The sequence below is a fragment of the Sphingobacterium sp. UBA7038 genome (genome assembly GCF_002494055.1).
GTDB lineage: Bacteria > Bacteroidota > Bacteroidia > Sphingobacteriales > Sphingobacteriaceae > Sphingobacterium > Sphingobacterium multivorum.
Genome location: NZ_DLAV01000006.1, coordinates 97174 through 115113 on the forward strand (window position 1 = coordinate 97174; position 17940 = coordinate 115113).

14 protein-coding genes are annotated in these 17940 nt (G+C 42.4%); 8 read left to right on the forward strand and 6 right to left on the reverse strand.

Translation table 11 applies throughout. The features are described 5' to 3' along the window. The first annotated feature begins 12 nt into the window (after window positions 1–12). The 8 genes from B3H30_RS02225 (at window position 13) to B3H30_RS02260 (ending at window position 11498) form a co-directional block, all read left to right on the forward strand. Window positions 13–936: a dihydrodipicolinate synthase family protein gene (locus tag B3H30_RS02225; protein WP_070564851.1), complete on the forward strand. Its 924-nt coding sequence runs from the start codon at window positions 13–15 to the stop codon at window positions 934–936. 83 nt (window positions 937–1019) lie between these two features. Next, window positions 1020–2159, forward strand: a complete 1140-nt coding sequence (locus tag B3H30_RS02230) for a hypothetical protein (RefSeq protein ID WP_070564854.1) — start codon at window positions 1020–1022, stop codon at window positions 2157–2159. 51 nt (window positions 2160–2210) lie between these two features. Beyond that, window positions 2211–3446 (forward strand): MFS transporter, encoded by a 1236-nt coding sequence (locus B3H30_RS02235; protein WP_070564857.1) that lies wholly within the window; start codon window positions 2211–2213, stop codon window positions 3444–3446. Between the two features lie 28 nt (window positions 3447–3474). Then, window positions 3475–5586 carry a GDSL-type esterase/lipase family protein gene (locus tag B3H30_RS02240; RefSeq protein ID WP_286710345.1) on the forward strand — a complete coding sequence of 704 codons (2112 nt, stop codon included), beginning with the start codon at window positions 3475–3477 and terminating at the stop codon, window positions 5584–5586. Window positions 5587–5618: 32 nt separating this feature from the next. Continuing rightward, window positions 5619–6836: an AGE family epimerase/isomerase gene (locus tag B3H30_RS02245; RefSeq protein ID WP_083295890.1), complete on the forward strand. Its 1218-nt coding sequence runs from the start codon at window positions 5619–5621 to the stop codon at window positions 6834–6836. A 6-nt stretch (window positions 6837–6842) separates the two neighbouring features. Continuing rightward, complete coding sequence (locus tag B3H30_RS02250) at window positions 6843–8831, forward strand: family 20 glycosylhydrolase (protein WP_070564860.1); 1989 nt, start codon at window positions 6843–6845, stop codon at window positions 8829–8831. Between the two features lie 68 nt (window positions 8832–8899). Continuing rightward, window positions 8900–10057: a sialidase family protein gene (locus B3H30_RS02255; RefSeq protein WP_070564862.1), complete on the forward strand. Its 1158-nt coding sequence runs from the start codon at window positions 8900–8902 to the stop codon at window positions 10055–10057. Between the two features lie 172 nt (window positions 10058–10229). Then, the gene (locus B3H30_RS02260) at window positions 10230–11498 is read left to right on the forward strand and encodes a family 16 glycosylhydrolase (RefSeq protein ID WP_070564865.1); all 1269 of its coding nucleotides are present in this window, start codon (window positions 10230–10232) and stop codon (window positions 11496–11498) included. 185 nt (window positions 11499–11683) lie between these two features. Here B3H30_RS02260 and B3H30_RS02265 read toward each other — a convergent pair whose 3' ends face one another. The 6 genes from B3H30_RS02265 to B3H30_RS02290 all read right to left on the reverse strand — a co-directional run bounded on the left by B3H30_RS02265 (window position 11684) and on the right by B3H30_RS02290 (window position 17859). Continuing rightward, a complete protein-coding gene (locus B3H30_RS02265) occupies window positions 11684–13003 on the reverse strand; it encodes a serine hydrolase domain-containing protein (protein ID WP_070564868.1) in 1320 nt (439 codons plus the stop codon). Continuing rightward, a complete protein-coding gene (locus B3H30_RS02270; RefSeq protein ID WP_139144957.1) occupies window positions 13000–13557 on the reverse strand; it encodes a hypothetical protein in 558 nt (185 codons plus the stop codon). The genes B3H30_RS02265 and B3H30_RS02270 overlap by 4 nt, the downstream gene beginning before the upstream one ends. 49 nt (window positions 13558–13606) lie before the next feature. Further along, the gene (locus B3H30_RS02275; protein ID WP_070564875.1) at window positions 13607–13951 is read right to left on the reverse strand and encodes a PadR family transcriptional regulator; all 345 of its coding nucleotides are present in this window, start codon (window positions 13949–13951) and stop codon (window positions 13607–13609) included. A 491-nt stretch (window positions 13952–14442) separates the two neighbouring features. Then, on the reverse strand, window positions 14443–14721 hold the full coding sequence (locus B3H30_RS02280; RefSeq protein WP_070564877.1) for a hypothetical protein: 279 nt from the start codon (window positions 14719–14721) through the stop codon (window positions 14443–14445). 6 nt (window positions 14722–14727) lie between these two features. Next, the gene (locus B3H30_RS02285; protein WP_070564880.1) at window positions 14728–15438 is read right to left on the reverse strand and encodes a hypothetical protein; all 711 of its coding nucleotides are present in this window, start codon (window positions 15436–15438) and stop codon (window positions 14728–14730) included. Between the two features lie 183 nt (window positions 15439–15621). Then, window positions 15622–17859 carry a Tex family protein gene (locus B3H30_RS02290; RefSeq protein WP_070564883.1) on the reverse strand — a complete coding sequence of 746 codons (2238 nt, stop codon included), beginning with the start codon at window positions 17857–17859 and terminating at the stop codon, window positions 15622–15624. Between the last annotated feature and the right edge of the window lie 81 nt (window positions 17860–17940).

Sequence of the window (17940 nt, forward strand, 5' to 3'; positions counted from 1 at the left end):
ATAAAATACCATATGCTAAATCAAAAAATCTCAGGATTAATTGCAGCGCCATTTACTCCTTTCGATGAAAACGGAGAATTGAATCTTGAGCTGATTCCGCAATACTATGCGATGTTAAAGCGCAACCGCGTCACGGGAGCCTTTATTTGTGGCTCTACCGGAGAAGGGGTGTCGTTGACTTTTGAGGAAAAAGTTGCAGTGATGACAGCTTGGGCCAGATTGACAAAAGAGGATGATGCATTTACACTCATGATGCTTCTGGGCGGAACAAATATCAAAGAATGCCAACAATTGGCTAGGCTGGCCGAACAAGCAGGGGTCGATGTCGTGTCATTTACTGCACCATCTTATTTCAAACCTGCTAATGTGGATCAATTGGCAAAATGTTGTGTGGAAATTGCACGTGCGGCACCGAATACGGCTTTCTATTATTATCATATTCCTGTATTGACCGGCGGAAATTTCCAGATGATCGACCTGTTGAAGCAGATTGATGGGGTGATACCCAATTTTAAGGGAATCAAATATACACACGAAGATTTTATGGATTTTCTAAGCTGTATGAATTATGCAGATCGCAAGTATGATATGTTATGGGGAAGAGATGAGAATATGCTGTCCGCTTTGGTATTAGGTAACAAAGGAGCGGTCGGAAGTACCTATAACTACGCAGCACCTTTATACCTTGCACTTATGGAGGCTTATGATAAGGGAGAGCTTGAAAAAGCTAATGCTTTGCAGCAGCAATCTATCGATATGATCACGTTGTTAGGGAAGTATGGTGGTATTTCAGTAGGGAAAGCGTATATGAAATTAATTGGGCTTGACTGCGGAGCATTTAGATTGCCCGTGAAAAATATGTCTGTTGAGCAGTTTGAACTGTTTACGGAAGATGCGGTGAAAGTTGGCTTTCAGGGTTTTTGCGCATTAAGTTAGCTCACTTGTTCTTGTGGGCTAACGTGTTTCCCTCAGGAGATAACTAAGAATAGCTTGGCGAGTATGTTCAACAATAAATAGATATGACAAAACAACATTGGATGGGAGTTATCGTGGGAATACTGTTTACAGGAGCTGTTGATGCACAAGTCGGTCAATTGGAATGGCATAAAGGCATTACGTTGCCGGCTATGCAAGATGGAAAGGCGCATATTGGTTTGGCAGGACCAATAGCTGGTGTCACAGGCGATTGTCTTCTGATTGCCGGTGGAGCGAATTTTCCGCATTTACCACCCTGGGAAGGCGGTGCGAAAGAGATCCAAAAAGAAGTATTTATTTACAGAAAAGAAGGGGTAAGACTACGTTTAGCAGCGCAGGATAGTCTTTCTATGGCGGTTGCATACGCTGCCAGCCTGAGTCTACCCGATGGATTGCTGGTTATCGGTGGAGAGACTCTTGAAGGAAAAACAGCCGCTTGTCGACTAATTAAATACGATGGCTCTAACAAGAAAATTTCGGTGTCAGACTTTCCGGATCTCCCATTTCCGCTTGCCAATATGGGAGCGGTAGTTCATGGGAATAAACTCGTCATCGTCGGTGGTGAAAAGCAGGATACGGTATCGGACCAAGTTTTGCAATTGGATCTGGCGCATCTTGAAAAAGGATGGGGCTGTGTGGGAAAATTACCCTATGCCGTCTCCCATTTACAATTGTTGTCTGATAGCCAAAATAATCTTTATCTACTGGGTGGAAGAAAGGCTCATCCTGAGAGCCCTTCAACGTTATACCATGAACTATGGTGCTCTACCGATGATGGTCGTACCTGGTCTAAACAGGCAGACATTCCTTTTCCTGCTGCGGCAGGAACCGCATGTTTATTACCCGACCAAGGAATATGGTTGCTGAGCGCAGATCGGGGTGATACCTTCCATCGGGTGGAATCGTTGATCTTTGACGCTAAAAAGGAAGCGAATCCATCGAAGAGACAGCAACTTATTGATGCTAAAAACAAATTGCAAATCAATCATCCTGGTTTCGGTAGAGCAATATGGCGCTATGATTTGAATCTTAAAAAATGGAGCCGGATGGCGGATCTGCCATCGGATGGGCCGGTGACCACGACAGCGGTGGTCTGGGACGACATGATCATTTTGCCTAGCGGCGAAATTAAGGCAGGCGTTCGTACTCCTGAGATTTTAGTAGCAACATTTTCTAATAAATAGGATTGAAAAAATAAGATATAAAAAATTCATATAACCCTGATAAAGCTTAAGATGATCTCTTCTTTACGACATAAATCTTTTTACCCGTGGCTCGTTGTAGCACTCCTTTGGGGGGTAGCCCTGTTGAATTATATGGACCGGCAGATGCTATCAACTATGCGTGAAGCCATGCAGGTCGATATTCCACAGTTGCAGCGTGCTGAGACTTTTGGTGTATTGATGGCCGTATTTCTTTACATCTATGGTCTTATGAGTCCGATAGCGGGTATCGTTGCCGATCGTAGCAATAGAAAATGGCTGATCGTAGGTAGTCTTTTTGTTTGGTCAGCGGTAACTTATGGTATGGGGCTGGCGCACGATTACACAACACTATTGGTACTACGGGCTATTATGGGGTTTAGTGAAGCGCTGTATATCCCGACAGCCCTTTCCTTGATCGCCGATTACCATACTGGAAAAAATCGATCGCTGGCCATTGGGCTACATATGACAGGACTCTATACGGGGCAGGCTTTAGGCGGTTTTGGTGCAACATTAGCCGCTTCAAAAGGATGGCATACTGCTTTTCATTGGTTTGGAATTATCGGAATATGTTATGCCCTCCTACTTGCAGTCTTGCTCCTGGAGAAGAAGCACGAACCGTCAACTGATGAGCGTACTTCAGAAGATCAATTACCCCTCTTTAAAAGCTTACTGCTGCTATTTTCCAATGTAGCATTCTGGATTCTATTGTTTTATTTCGCCGCTCCAAGCTTACCGGGTTGGGCCATCAAAAATTGGCTGCCAACATTGTTTGCAGATAGCCTAAATATTCCAATGGCCAGCGCAGGTCCATTGTCGACAATCACAATTGCGATCTCATCCTTTATCGGGGTTATCGTCGGCGGAATACTCAGTGACAGATGGGTGCAAAAACATATCCGCGGTCGCATCTATACCAGTGCCATTGGCCTTGGACTGACTATACCGGCTTTATTGTTTTTAGGGTTAGGTCAGACTCTACCTGCAGTTGTGGGGGCGGCAGTCTGTTTTGGAATTGGTTTTGGTATTTTCGATGCCAACAATATGCCTATTCTTTGTCAGGTTGTTCCCAAAAATTTGCGGGCAACCGCTTATGGCTTTATGAATATGGTAGGTGTATTTGCTGGAGCTGTCATCACACAATGGCTGGGAAGATTTAAGGATGAAGGCCATTTTGGGTTAGGTTTTGCATTATTGGGGGCTGCGGTACTGTTAGCACTTCTCTTGCAAATCCTATTTCTTAAACCGAAAACACTGGAAAAGTAACCGCAGCTATATCCTGAATGAATAGATCATGAATATGAAACCCTTCATCCACATAATGCCTATCAGTATTTCAAAAAAAGGAGGCCTACTTTTTTGTTTGATCCTTTCCATCTTAATTTCCTTGGGACAGCCCCGGACAAAGGTAGCTTGTATTGGTAACTCCGTAACCTTTGGTTATGACCTCGGCAATCCTAGGCTGGATTCTTATCCAGGGCAGCTTCAGTCATTGTTGGGCCAGCGGTTTGAAGTACGGAATTTTGGCCATTCAGGAGCCACTCTTTTACGTAAGGGGCATAGACCTTATTTTAAAACAGAGGAATACAAGAAGGCCTTGGATTTTAAACCCGATGTTGCCATTATACATTTGGGAATCAATGATACCGATCCGAGAAACTGGCCAAATTATAAATACTCCTTTGCATCAGATTACGCGGATTTGATTGATTCCATACGATCCGTTAATCCCAAAATGCAAATTTACATCTGTCGATTGACGCCTATCTTTAGCGGTCATCCGCGTTTTCTCTCAGGAACCCGCGATTGGTACAACCAGATTCAGGAATTGATTCCTCAGATTGCTCAAAATAATCAAGTCGGACTGATTGATCTCAACACCCCGCTTCGGTATCGAATAGATCTTTTCGACGACTACTTGCATCCAAATAAGCAAGGAGCAACAATGATTGCGAGACAGGTGGCTAATGCACTGGTACCTCTTAGCCAAAAACTACAAGTGGCCGAAACCATCGGTTCGGATATGGTGCTCCAGCGTAATTGGGAGAATAGCATCTTTGGTAAGGGCACTGCTGCCGCTGAGATCAACATCGTTTTCAATAAGAAAAGCTATAAGACTAGGGGCAATCCTGATGGTTCCTGGGAAATCAAGTTGCCCAAAATGGAAGCTGGGGGACCTTATGAAATCGCAGTGAGTTCTGGCAGACAGAAAGTAGTGTTGAAAAATATTCTTTTTGGCGATGTATATCTCGCTTCGGGACAATCGAATATGGCTTTTCAACTTCGCCGTGCCACAAACAGTGATTCGTTGATCAGAAATGCCGGCAGAATACAGCATCTGCGGCTTTTTAAATGTCAAAATCTTGTGGAGACCAATGCCGTTGCATGGGATACCGCGAGCTTAAAAAAAGTAAACGATTTGGCCTATTTCAACGGCAGCTGGAGGCAAGCGAATGAAGATGAAGCAGCACAGTTCTCTGCAGTTGCTTATGCTTTTGCTGAACAAATAGCCAGAGAACAACATATTCCGATTGGCATTATTGATCTGTCTGTCGGTGGATCCAATACCGAATCGTGGATTGACCGTAAATCATTGGAAAACGATGATTTGCTGGCTTCTTATATTCATAACTGGCAAAAATCTGATTTTGTGCAGGAGTTCTGTCGGGAACGTGCGGGTCAGAATCTCGCTGGTTCGAACGTGAAAAATCAACGTCATCCGTATCAACCAGCTTACAATTTTGAAGCTGGCGTCAGCAAATGGTTAAACACCGGGTTGAAAGGAATACTGTGGTATCAAGGTGAAAGCAATGCGCATAATATAGAACTTTACGAACGTCTTTTTAAAACATTGGTTTCTTCCTGGCGGAAGAATTTTCACCAAGAACTGCCCTTTTTCTTCGCGCAGCTCTCCAGTATAGACAGGCCTTCATGGGGAGATTTTAGAAACGCACAACGCTTATTGGAGAAGGGCATTAAAGGTACATACATGGCCGTAACGCTCGATGTAGGAGATTCTTTGGATGTACATCCCCGTGAAAAGATTACAGTAGGCCAGCGCTTGGCAAATTTAGTGCAGGAACACTTGTATAACGTTGAACTGAATGCCGATCATCCTGATCCGGTCAGTTGTACACTTCATGAGGATAAGCTGGTATTGATATTTGATCATTGTAAAAAATTAAAAACTCAGGAAAATACAGCGGTAAGAGGATTTCAGCTGATGGACAATAAAGGAAGGATTTTCAATGTAAGCACAAATATCGTATCGGATAATACCATCGAGATCGTTAAACCGAATTTCCAAATCACCAAAATCCTGTATGGATTCGAACCATTCAGTAGAGCAAATCTTCAAAATGAAATTGGAACACCGGTATCCACTTTCGCTTTGAAGATTCAATAAATAGAAATGAATTGATGTAAGTAGTAAAACACATGAAACAGATAAGTATAAAAGATACCGCAAAAATAATAGACAGGGATTACTTGAAGGATTTGGAAGTATTCTATCGTGATCAGCTTTTAAAAGACACTGTACCATTTTGGTTTCCACGGTCCATTGACCATGAATATGGCGGATATTTGTTCATGCGCGATCAGGATGGGACTTTGATAGATACCGATAAAGCCGTATGGATACAGGGAAGGGCATGCTGGTTGCTGGCCACACTTTACAATACGGTTGAACAGAAAGAGGAATGGCTGGAAGGAGCCCGAATCGGCTATGAATTTTTGAAAGAGCATTGTTTTGACGCTAATGGAAAAATGTATTTTCATGTTGACCGCCTAGGCGATCCTATTCGTATGCGTCGCTATTTCTTTTCGGAGACTTTCGCGGCAATCGCCTTTGCAGCCTATGCAAAAGCGACTGGAGACGAGGAGATAGCAGATGAAGCACGACATCTGTTGGGAATTTGCCTCGCGTATGCAAATGGAGAAAAATTGATCGAACCAAAGTATGAAGCCACAAGGCCAATGAAGGGAATAGGTGTGCCGATGATTATGATCAATACGGCACAGCAGATTCGTGAGACCATTGGGGATCCGCGTTGTGATCGTGTCATCAGTGATTGTATCGCACAGATTGAACGTGATTTTGTTAAGGACGATATTCGCTGCGTGATGGAACAAGTAGGACCTGAAGGTGAAATTGTCGATCATATTGACGGTCGTACACTCAATCCCGGACATGCTATCGAAGGAGCTTGGTTTATCCTACATGAAGCTAGATCCCGGGGAAACGATCCGCATTTGATTGATCTAGGCTGTCGTATGTTGGATTATATGTGGGAACGGGGCTGGGATAAAGAATATGGTGGTATACTCTATTTTCAAGATGTCTATGGAAAGCCAGTACAAGAATATTGGCAAGATATGAAATTTTGGTGGCCGCAGAATGAAACGATTATCGCAACATTACTCGCTTACCTGATGACTGGGAATGAGAAATATAAAAATTGGCATCAGCAGATCAATCAGTATGCCTATGATCATTTTCACGATAAAATCAATGGTGAGTGGTATGGTTACCTCCATCGTGATGGGAAGATTGCCCAAACCGCAAAAGGGAATTTGTTTAAAGGTCCTTTCCATCTCCCTCGCCAAGAATGGTATTGTATGCAAACTTTAAAGGAATTTAATTCTCTTAAGTAGAAGATTATGGAGCACCAAAAGTCCATTACATGTACATTGCTATCCGGTCTGCTGGTTATTCTTATTTTAATCAGTCCTTTATGCTGTCTACCGGATTCAATCAAACCTCCTTTGCTTCCTATGCCCCATGCTGTGAGCTGGAAAACAGGGCGTTATTGTTTACCGGATCTTGTCCATGTGCATATCAAAGGGGAGGTTGAAAATGCTGATAGGCAGATGTTAAGCCTCTTGTTGAAAGATTGGAATGTAACTCAGGTTATTTTCGACAACTTCAAGAATAAAAATATCACCATTGTTTGTGATCACCAATTGGTTTTACCTTCGGCATCATTGGAGGCTTATCGGATCGACGTAGATGAACAGGGAATACAGATCGAAGCCAGAACGAGTGCCGGTGTTTTTTATGCCTTACAAACTCTGGGTCAACTCAGAGGCAGTGATGGCAAGTTGCCCTATTGCTCCATTACCGATTATCCTTCCTTTCGCTGGCGCGGTTACTTGGTAGACGTCGGACGAAATTTTCAGTCAATGGATGTGCTAAAAGAGCAGATCGATATCATGGCGCGCTATAAACTGAATATTTTTCACTTTCATTTCACTGAGGATATTGCTTGGCGACTGATCAGCAAAAAATATCCCGGTTTGACCGACTCGACGAATATGGAGCGTTGGAAGGGAAAGTATTATACCGTTGAGGAAATGCAAGAACTAATTCGGTATTGTTGTGATCGGCATATCCAACTTGTACCCGAAATTGATATGCCGGGACATTCAGCAGCATTTCGCCGTTATTTTAAAACTGATATGCAGAGTGATAGCGGCATAGCTATCCTCAAGGAACTGGTTAAGGAATTTGCAAACACTTATCCAGGACTACCTTATCTGCATATTGGGGGGGATGAGGTGAAAATTCATAATCAAGAATTTTTACCGATGATGACAACATGGACGGAGGATTTGGGTCTAAAAACTATTGGTTGGGAACCCGGCGGCAATTTGCAGCCAAACACAATCCGGCAGCTTTGGATGGGTGGCCCAAAAGCTATTACCAATGATTCGCCTTTTGAAGTCATTGATTCAAAGCACTTGTACATCAATCACATGGATCCTTTAGAAACGGTGACGACCTTGTTCTATAGGCAGTTGGGCGGACAGTCTGCAGAAAATGAAAAGTTAATGGGTGCTACGCTATGTTCATGGCCCGATCGCGCGGTGAAGAATGAAAACGATCTATTTCGTCAAAATGGAGTTTACCCCGCTTTATTGACATTTGCGGAGCGCAGCTGGCGAGGGGGAGGGGATTTTGCATGGCGTAGTAATATCAAAACGGATGTGAAAGGATTGGCTGATTTTGTCGAATTTGAAAAGCGTTTACTTACACATAAACAACTGTATTTTAATGGTCTTATCTTTCCCTACCACCAACAAAGTAGGCAAAAATGGATATTATACGGGCCTGTGGAAAATAAAGGCGATCTGGGTATGGCCTTAAAAAATGAAGCTACAGGAGATTTTAACGCTTTGAAAAAGATCGGCGAGTTTTACGGAGGTACCATTGTATTGCGCCATTGGTGGGCTGATGTTGTTAAAGGGGCGATTGACAGTCCACTTGAAAATAGTACCGTGTATGCCCTGAGCAAAGTGTGGAGTGAAAAAGGGGGCAACCAAGGTTTTTGGATCGGTTTTAATGATCTCTCGCGTTCGTATGCCAGTGATTCACCACATTTGGGGACCTGGGACGATCGAATGAGCACACTTTGGGTCAATGGACATAAAGTGCTTCCGCCAGATTGGCAACAGGCGGGTAAAAGGGGAGACCTTGAAATCCCCTTAATTGATGAGGGATACAGTTACCGAAGTCCTACGATGATTCAATTGCGCAAGGGCTGGAATACCATTGTAGTCAAACTGCCCGTGGGGAAATTACAAGGGAAAGACTGGCAAAATCCACTGAAATGGATGTTTACCTGTCTCCCGATTGAAAGGGAGCAGTAAATCGTATATCTAAATGCATGAATGCAGATGAAATTTTTAAAGAAAAGTAACAATAAACTTATATCGATATGAAGAAATTAGGGACAATGGTGGTATTTGCAATGTTAGCCAGTATCTGCCACGCACAGGAAGTGAATGTGTTTGTTTCAGGCGAAGAGGGCTATAAAAGCTATCGTATACCTGCCATTGTAAAGGATAAAAATGGACAGTTAATTGCTTTTGCCGAAGGTCGGGTGGATCATGCTGGCGATTTTGGTAATGTGGATATTGTTTATAAAACCAGTAAGGATAATGGAAAGACCTGGGGGCCATTGCAAGTCGCTGTGGACAACGATAATTTACAGGTGGGAAATCCAGCACCTGTAGTTGATCTATTGGATCCAGCATATCCTCAAGGACGTCTCTTACTTTTTTACAATACGGGGAATAATCATGAGGGAGAAGTGCGCAAAGGGAGTGGCCTGCGGGAATGTTGGTCAATTAGTTCATCCGATGGCGGTAAAACATGGTCCAAGCCACAGAATATTACGCTCGAGACACATCGCCCCAATCAACCGTCAGTAAATGCGCAATATACCTTTAAGGACGATTGGCGAACCTATGCGAATACACCCGGGCATGCTTTACAATTTGATTCTGGTAAGTATAAAGGACGCATTTATATTCCTGCTAACCATTCTGAAGGAAATCCAAAAGAAAATGGCAAGGACTATTTTGCGCATTCGTATTACTCGGACGATCATGGAAAGACCTTCAAGATAGGGGCGAGCGTGAAATTTGAAGGATCAAATGAAACCATGGCCGCGCAAATATCGCATACAGGACTGTATATGAATTCCCGTAATCAACAAGGTAACGTAAAATCGAGGATTGTGTCCTATTCCAGTGATGGTGGTGTCAGTTGGGATACAACCTATTATGATAAAAATCTGGCCGATCCAGTCAACCAGGGCTCGGTACTTTCCTGGCAAAAGAAAGGAAAATATGTATTGGCTGTTTGTAATGCTGCATCAACCCATAGAAGGGACAATCTAACCGTTCGTTTAAGTAAAGATCAGGGCAAAACATGGTATTTCAATCAGGTCGTTGCCAAAGCTCCCGAAGGTGTGAAAGGGGATTATGCTGCTTATTCCGATTTAGTACTTTTAAATAAAAATAAACTCGGTGTTCTATTTGAAAAAGAGAATTACAGCAAAATTGTCTTTCTGCCAGTAAATTTTAAATAACCAGGCACATCGTGTTATCGAAATAATACACATTTTCTTTCATTTCTTCCTTTTGGTTAAAACAGGAAGGAAGAAATGAAAGAAAAAAATGAATCTTCGTTTCTAATGCAGCTTGCTCCACAGGCTGTCAAATAACGCTATAACTTAATTAAAACCAATAATCCAAAACTAAATGAGAAAAACCAAATTTTGGCTGGTGTTGAGCCTAATCGCAACTAGCCTGTCTATTTTTGCCTGCAAAAAAGACTCGACAACAACAAAAACTTCGATTCCGGAAGTCAGTAAGGCGAAGGCCTCGACTAAGCTATTCAATGCTACTGCCGTAGCGACAACAGATTACGAACTGATCTGGTCGGATGAGTTTAATAGTAACGGGGGATTTGATTCCACAAAATGGTCTTATGCAGACAGGGGCACTGTCGCATGGAATAAGTATATGACCTCCCTGCCGGCTTATGCATCCCAAGACGGGAGCAATCTTGTATTGCGTATGGATAATGCGGTTGTAGCCGGAGATCCTGTTGCCTATCATGCGGGTGGAGTTAAGTCGATGGGAAAATTTAGTATGACTTATGGTAAAGTTGAAGTGAGGGCTAAGTTTACACAAGGAAGAGGCTCCTGGCCTGCGATTTGGATGATGCCCGAACCGGCTACGGCGTATGGAGGCTGGCCAGCCTGTGGTGAAATTGATATTATGGAGCATGTCAACAACGAAAGTGTGATGTATCATACGATCCATAATAGCTCGGTTACTAATGCAAATGGTGGAAGCACCGCTTCAAAAGCGGCCACTTATAATACGACAGATTACAACTTATATACGATGATCTGGAGTCCAAACGACATTCGATTTTACGTCAACAATGTATTGCAATATACCTACGCAAGGGTTTCTGGTGGCGGAACGCAACAATGGCCATTTGACGTACCTTTTTATCTGATTTTAAATCAGGCCGGTGGAGCTGGATGGCCAGGAGCGATCACAAATGCTGACCTGCCCTTTAGTATGCAGGTTGATTATGTACGTGTGTATAAGCTACCTTTATTTAGCAATGGCGATTTCGAAAGTGGTACCATCTATCCATGGACAACATGGGGTGGCGGATCATCGGTCGTTTCCACCGACGCCCGGACAGGAAGCAGATGCATCCGCGAAACGGGCGGGGAGACATCCATTGAACAATACCTGACCGGTTTAACGCCAAATACGACCTATCGGTTCGGTGGCTACGCCAAAGTGTCTACAGCTGGCCAGTCTGTTAGTATCGGCGTCAAAAACTTTGGTGGAACTGCAGTCAATGCGACTATTGGTACGACCAGCTATTCCAATGCTTCGGTTACTTTTACAACTGGCGCCAATAATACTACGGCTACGGTCTATTTCTATAAACCCTTGAGCGGTACTGTGTATGGTGATGATTTCTATTTAGAAAAACTGTAAGACACGTTAGTTGAAAGAGCAGTGGTTTTAGTTCAGCCACAGCTCTTTTAGCGATATTGCGTGATGACGAGGGCATCGGTCCGCATGGAGGATGTCGATATAACTTCATAACTACCTAATGAAAAATTTCAGATAGTGCCGAATAAGGGCCATGAATCGTTGCGGTAGTTAACGGCAGTATCTCCTTATTTCCTTAAAACGAGTGTATGTCCATTTTGATAGAGTGTCATTTTGTTTTCGTTACGTTCAAAGACGATCTTTACACCAAATTGCGGTTGGACCAGCGTGTTTCTATCCTTCGCTTTTAGCTGAAATGAAGATTGACCAACGACCTGTCCAAATACCTTGTTGCCCTCTCTCGTAATATTTATCTGAATAGGAGGTTGCTCGCTTTTATATTCGCCAATGAGACTTGAAATTTCTTCCTCCGTCAATTGTAATTCCGCAAGATCAGGAAGTGGAAAGGGCCTTTTATAAAGTTCGCCCAGACTGAACTTTAAAATTTCATTATTAGTATAATTGTTGGCATTACTAATGATAGCGACATTATAATTGCCATCATCAAAATGGCCAGCGACAGAAGAGTAACCGTCTATACCGCCTGTGTGGCCAAAGCCTACATGTTCATAGAAGGGCAATTGGAATAAGCCGATCCCATAGCCCTGATCTATTTTTTTCATCTCTTCCAGGCTTGCAGCATTGATGATTTTATGGCTAAATAATGCATTGAAAAATCTGGCCAGGTCTGCCGGAGTTGACCACACTGCGCCAGCACCAAGCGGAACTGAGTTGTCCGTGTGTGGTTCAAGGGTCCATTCTTGTGTATACCGATAAGATTCGCTCAGATCACTGCCGTTATTTTGTGGACGGCCAAATGTGGTTTGTTCCAACTTTAGTGGCTGGCAGATATACTCTTTCAATAAAGAAGCATAGTCTTTTTTCCATACTTTTTCCAGAATATAAGTAAGTAGAATGTAGTTTGAATTACTATATACATGCTTGCTGCCGGGGTCAAATTCAACTCTGCCTTTGATGATGCGTGCGACAAGTTCCTGTTCTGTTTGCGGTTTAGTGTTCCATGTCAAATAATCTTTGTCGTCCGTGATGCTGTGAACTCCGCTGCTGTGATTTAACAATTGACGAACAGTAATCTTTTCGGCGTTGGGAATACCCTTAACGTATACGGACAATGTTTGGTTTAATTGGAGTTTTCCAAGTTCAGCTGTTTTTAGAACAAGTGTTGCGGTGAATGTTTTGGAGATCGAGCCTATGCCATAACGGGTATCTATGGTCGCTTTCTTTTTCTGCGCCAGATCGGCATATCCAATTGTCTTTTGATAAAGCAATTGATCACCTTTGCTGATCGCAATACTGCCCATCCAGACGTTATTTTTGTCCATGACGGACATGAGACTATCCATACGAACAGGAGTGAATTCCTGGGCTTTGAGGACGGGGTTTGATAGGGTTCCTACGAGGAACAATAATACGGTGGTTCTTTTCATAATTTATGGGGAATAGATTTTTTGAGTTTCAAAATTAACGTGGAGGAATAGTAAAGTCCACTGATGATAAATAGAAAGGCCGGAATGAAATAATTGCCCAATTGTTCGTAACGTAGGGCTTCTTCGTGCTGTAAAATAAGTTTGCCGAATATGAAAAACTTGTTGGGCGCATAGAAGAATCCGACTCCCTGAGGATCAATAAACTTGGCCACGATGAGAAATACGGCGATGAGCATCAGGGTATAGATGATATAATAAATTATGTTTATGATCCCTTGTGTGAGCATGATAGGTACTCGTAATAAGGATAGGGATTTACGAGGAGATTCTATTGACGGGGCAATGGACGTTGACAAAATCATTTCCTTGATAAAAGTCTCTGGTAACCCGAGTTTATCTAAGATTTCTTGGAGCTGACTAGGCATGGCGTCATGGATTAATTGTGGGGGAAGCTGCTGTTGCAATGCCTCAAATATGTGGCTATTGATTTCACATAAGATATCCTGTCTTTGCTCCAAGGCTAATTTTTTTACAAGAGCAGTCGCTGTTGACATGTAGTCTTGATATAGCTGAGCTGAGGATCTATTTGTAAAGGGTATCTGGTTATAATGCATGCGTCAAAGTGGTTAAATGTTGGTTTAAGCTTGTCCAGTACGTTCTCATCTCTAAGAAAGTACTTTGGCCTTCCTTTGTTATTTTATAATATTTTCTTGGAATCCCAGTTTCCTGAGGCACCCAGTTCGATTCGACCAGGCCTTCGTTTTTTAAACGGATCAATAAGGGGTATAATGTTCCTTCAGCAATATCAATGGCCGTTTTCTTCTTGACCTCCTGGATAAGATCGTAGCCATAGTATTCCTGATCATAGGCAAGAATACCTAATACAACAAAAGAAAGACTTCCTTTTTTTAGCTGTGAAATCCATTTGTCAATAAATTCTTTGTTCATGGAAGTAAATATATAACAAAATACATAGTAATACAATGTATTGTTTTAAATTTTTAATATACCTTTTAATGAAGGAAAGTGTCCTAATTAAAAAAAGAATGGGGAAGTGGATTTGATGTTACTTCGATTGAGTTTTTGCTAAAAAAAAACACTTGAAGTGGGGAACTTCAAGTGTTTAACCTAACCAATTATTAACCTAAATTTATGAAAAGTATACTTTCTCAAGTATAGTAGACTATATTCAATATCTGTGCCATTCTACTCGTTAGTTTTATACTATTTTTCTTTGTGTTATTTTTGTTACGTAATATCACTTGATTTAGTTGATGTTATATCTTATTTGGTAATATTTTTATGTTTTTAAAGATGTTAAGTAGTTTGAAAAAGGATTGAGTTAATTTTTGGTAAAATTTCGCCTATTTTATTGGGCAAACTTTCCGCATGTGTATATAAAAGAGAACAGCCCCTGTCCGAAAATAGGGTAATTGTTATTACACAACGTAACACTTGAAGAGTTCTTTCCACTCATCATCAAGATTGCCTCTGTATACATTTTGTTTGGCGCGGCGATACCAATATTCTGCATTCCATTGATCACCTTCTTTGCGGTGTAAATAAGCATGAACATGTGCTGCGTCAGTTCCCCCCAATTGATCGATGAGGTCGTGCGCGGTTTTCCAATTTCCTTTCAGATCATACCAAAGTGACTTTTGTACCGCTGTCCAATGCTGAAGTGGACTTTCAAGTGATTGAAATTCTTCTATTGTCATATTTTTTTATTCTGTTATTTCTTTGCTCCAAATTTCATAAATATCGTCTCCTTTCGAGCTTTTTCCTCTATGCTGCCATCTGCCATCTACAATTTCACCGTCAAAGGCCAGTTCTTGCCCAACTCGATTATTGTCTCTCGAAAAGAATTGTATTTTTTCAGTATACCGATTGTTATCGTATTGATAATTGCCCCCGCCAGTACCATAGAAACCTTTTTGTGCAGGATTAATCGCTATCCATTGAAAATAGCCATCAACCAATATTTTGATTGTTTTGCGGTCTGCTTTCGGAATATCCTGCATTTTTTCTCCTTGTTGGCGACCAGTGATGCGCCAAAGTGCGTCCAGGTCCTGCGGGACTTTTTTCTGTTTAATATAGAGATGATAGCTATTGGCTATTTTTAGGCGAAGGGAGTCTGCTTCACTCCGATACGGCAATTGAGTTGTTTTGCCGATGGCAGATGAATCCTGTGAATTATACTCGATGGCGATATTGATCAGATTAGGCTGTTTATCAAGTGGCCCACCCCAGGTATGTTGAAAACGTTTTCTGACATCATCGTAACTTATAAACGAGATATAATGATCTTTAACGAGCATTAAGTGTTTATTGATGCCATCCTGGTATAGATAGGCTCCGTCGTGAAGTTGCTGTGCCTGGATTTTAGAAAAATAAATTCCAAAAAATAGGAAGAATAGTAAGGTACAATTTTTCATAACGGGTCTAAACTTGTTTCCTCTAAAGATACAAAATAAAACAGCGATACGAATGACGGACATTGGATTTAATCGAATCAAAAAAAGCTGACCAGTCGCCGCAGCGCCGCCAAAAAATGTTAAGCACTTTTATGAGGGGCAGTCCGGCGAACGGTCAGCTTTTCGATAGGATGTTACAACTATCTATTTGAACTTACTCGCCAATGCAGCGAGCTTGCTGGCCATATCCGTTTGTGGCTCGGCCTGCTTTTTAGGTTCATTTTTTTTGTTTTTGGGTAGCGCAGGCTTTTCATCTGTTTTCATTGACAATGCGATACGACTACGCTTTTCGTCTACTTCTGTTACTGTTACCATGACGTGTTGCTGTACTTTGACGACTTCATGGGGGTCCGATATATAGCGATTCGATAATTGGCTTAGATGTACCAAGCCATCTTGATGTACGCCAATATCAACAAAGGCTCCGAAATTTGTAATATTCGTCACGATTCCTGGCAGCTTCATGCCCACTTTTAAATCCCCAATGGTATTGACGCCATCTGTGAATGAGAATGCTTCGAACTTTTCCCTTGGATCTAATCCGGGTTTCGCTAATTCATTGAGAATATCATTCAATGTCGGTAATCCAACTTCCTCTGAGATATAGTTTTTCAAAGGGATCGATTTTCGCAAGTCAGCGTCAGTCAATAGATCTTCTACTTTTTTGCCAAGGTCTTTGGCCATTTGTTCGACCAATGCATAACGCTCGGGGTGTACCGCCGACGAATCCAGTGGGTTTGCGGCATGGCGGATGCGTAGAAAGCCTGCAGCTTGTTCAAAGACTTTATCGCCAAGGCGAGGAACTTTTTTCAGTTCGCGCCTGGAGGCAAAAGGACCGTTCTCATTCCGGTATTTGATGATCTGTTGTGCCAGGGATGGACCAAGACCGGAAACGTAGGATAAAATTTGTTTGGAGGCCGTATTCAATTCGACACCGACAGCATTTACGCAACTGATGACCGTATCATCCAATGAAGTCTGGAGTTTATTTTGATCTACATCATGCTGATATTGTCCGACACCGATCGATTTTGGATCAATCTTAACCAGTTCAGCCAATGGGTCCATCAACCGTCTACCAATAGATACTGCGCCGCGTACCGTAACATCTTGATCTGGAAATTCTTCACGGGCAGTTTCGGAAGCCGAATAAATAGAGGCTCCACTTTCATTGACCATTACGATGGTAACGTTATTTAATCCGAGTCTCCGTACAAATTCTTCCGTTTCACGACCTGCGGTCCCATTGCCGATTGCGATGGCTTGGATATCATATTTTGATACTAGATACTGAATTGTTTTTTTTGCTTCTGCAAGTCCATTGACTCCTGTATGCGGAAAGATGGCCGTATTTTCTTTAAGCTGTCCCTGTTCGTCCAGAACAACCGTTTTACAGCCTGTACGAAATCCTGGGTCGATCGCGAGCAGCCTTTTCTGCCCTAGTGGAGCGGCTAGAAGTAGTTGACGCACATTGTCGGCAAAAACTTTGATGGCTTCCTCATCGGCTTTTTGACGTGTCAATACACGAATTTCCGTCTCCATAGAAGGTTTTAACAGCCGCTTGTAGCTATCGACCAAGGCGAGTTTTACCTGAGCTGCGGCATCGTTGGAACCCTTAATATAGATGGATTCGATACCTGGTAGAATTTCTTCTTCATTGATATCGATATCTAAATAGAGTAATTCCTCTTTTTCTCCGCGGCGCATGGCCAGCACACGATGTGAAGGTGCATTTTTCAACGGTTCAGACCATTCGTAATAATCTTTATACTTTAGTGCAGCTTCTTCCTTTCCAGGAACTACCCGTGAAACAAATGTGCTTTTTTCGAGGAATATCGCTCTCGCTTTGGCTCTCACTGTCGCATCTTCCGCAATGATCTCTGCGATGATATCGCGGGCACCTGCTAGTGCCTCCTCTGTATTCTTAACGCCTTTTTCTTCATTTATTAAACTGTCGGCAAGGGGGAGGAAATCTCCTATTTCTTGTGCTAAAATGAGATCCGCTAAAGGTTGCAGACCTTTTTCACGTGCCACACCGGCGCGAGTTTTACGCTTGGGTTTGTAAGGCAAATAGATATCTTCGAGACTGGCCATGGTTTCGGCACCCAAAAGCTGCTGCTCAAGCTCCGGTGTCAATTTTCCCTGATCGTTGATCGATTTAAGAACAGCTTCTTTACGTTTATCTAAATCACGCAGCTGCTGGAAACGATCTCTGATCGTGGTGATTTGAACTTCGTCCAAACTACCCGTCATTTCCTTACGGTAGCGTGAGATAAACGGAACAGTAGCACCTTCGTCTAATAGTGCTATAGTCGTGCGAACTTGTTTTTCGCTAATAGAAAGCTCATTAGCAATGGTAATTTCGTGTGTTGATAAGCTCATTGTCGGTTTAATCTTAAAAAGTAGAGCTGTTGAATGGTGATTCAACAGCTCTAAGTATATCTAATTATAAACTAAAGTAGT